The organism is Mesorhizobium sp. M7A.F.Ca.CA.002.04.1.1 (assembly GCF_004022805.1).
In the GTDB taxonomy this organism is placed as follows: domain Bacteria; phylum Pseudomonadota; class Alphaproteobacteria; order Rhizobiales; family Rhizobiaceae; genus Mesorhizobium; species Mesorhizobium ciceri.
In genome coordinates, this window is sequence record NZ_RZPL01001044.1 from 1 (window position 1) to 1357 (window position 1357).

Below are 1357 nucleotides of genomic sequence, written 5' to 3' on the forward strand. Positions count from 1 at the left end.
ATGTAGGAGCCGACGGCGACATTGGCCCCAGCCTCGGCCAAAGCCGTGGCAATGGCGAAGCCCATGCCCGAGAAACCGCCGGTCACGATGGCGCTACGGCCGGAAAGGTTGTTCATGGCGCACGGTCTCCGCTTCGTTTGGGCAGGCAATCAGTCCTGACCGGATTTGGCAATCACAGCGGCGCAGCCTCCATCGACGAGCGTTCAGGACCCCTGAAGCGGTCTGCCCAGCCATTCGCGATAAAAGCCTTCGAGGTCGGGTTCGAAATCATACACGATGGGATAACCGGGTGCCGCCGCCTCGACCTCATGCAGCGTCCCGCACTCCGGGCAGATGAACTCCCGGATTTCCATCCATTCGGGATCAGGGAGATCGCTGTTGGGATAGATCTCGCGCAAAGCCTCCTCGGTGTTGCGCACGTTAATCACGGCGTTGAGCTTCCAGTTCTTCCGATAGTCGCCGAAGGAGTGGCCGCATTCGCAGCGGGTAATGCGCTCATCGCCACTCTGGCAGATGAACAGATGGTCCGAGACCGGCAGCAGGATCGGGTCCTTCCAGGCGACACGATCCTGATAGACGGCAACCATCTTGAAGAAACGGTCGTCATCCTTGTAGGCACTCATGATGCGCCTTGTCTGCGGCCAGGGCAGCTTGCCGGCGGCCAGATCGCCCAGAACTTCCTTGCTGTATGAGGTCATGGCTTGGCTCCCGGCGTGAAGATCGATTTGGCGTCGACGTTCCAGAAATCGCTGAATTCCTTGGTGAAGCGCGACGACAGCTTGATCGCGCTGGCGTACATTTTCTTCACTTCGGGCGCGAAGTCGGCCTTTCCGACGCGGCCACGCTCCTTGGCGATCCAATCCGCCACCGGAATCGCCTTAGCCAGGCGCTCTTTGCGCATGGCGGCGCGGCGTTCGACCGTGGCGTCGATATCGGCGACGGGATAACCGTCTTCATCGTCCTTCAGCACAATGCCGAAAACCTGGTCCGCCGCTTCACGGGTGAGAAAGCCGTTCTCGACATCCCATGCCGTCTTGATCGGATCGCGCTCCAGCACGTCGCCATAGCCACCGCCGCCATTGTAGGAATGGCTGAAGATGTCGCCGGATTTGTGCGGCGAGGTGATGTAGGGGCCTTCGACCACGACATGGTCGCCGCCGATGTTCTTCTCGTAGTCGGAGACGTCAGGGTCGATGCCGGGCGAATGCGCCAGCGGTTCGCCTTTTGCCGCCAGTTCGTGAATGTCTGAGTTGCGCACCGCGCGATGCTTCTGGCAGGTCGGCGCCGGATAACCACCGCACATGCCGCCATTGTCGAACACGCGCGAGGAGTGCTCGGAGGTGCGGAGCCGCAGATG

At 61.1% G+C, this 1357-nt stretch carries 1 protein-coding gene and 2 pseudogenes; all 3 read right to left on the minus strand.

What is annotated here, in order from left to right; all coding sequences use genetic code 11:
• Nucleotides 1–116, minus strand: a pseudogene (locus ENZ75_RS35790) (3-oxoacyl-ACP reductase); the annotation flags it as partial.
• An 87-nt stretch (nucleotides 117–203) separates the two neighbouring features.
• Nucleotides 204–698: an acetone carboxylase subunit gamma gene (locus tag ENZ75_RS31925; protein WP_063169875.1), complete on the minus strand. Its 495-nt coding sequence runs from the start codon at nucleotides 696–698 to the stop codon at nucleotides 204–206.
• A pseudogene (locus tag ENZ75_RS31930) lies at nucleotides 695–1357 on the minus strand (5-oxoprolinase); the annotation flags it as partial. The pseudogene ENZ75_RS31930 and the gene ENZ75_RS31925, both read right to left, overlap by 4 nt.

Excerpts from the sequence above, each read along its gene's own strand:
- ENZ75_RS31925 (WP_063169875.1), bottom strand. The coding sequence starts at position 698 with ATGACCTCATACAGCAAGGAAGTTCTGGGCGATCTGGCCGCCGGCAAG.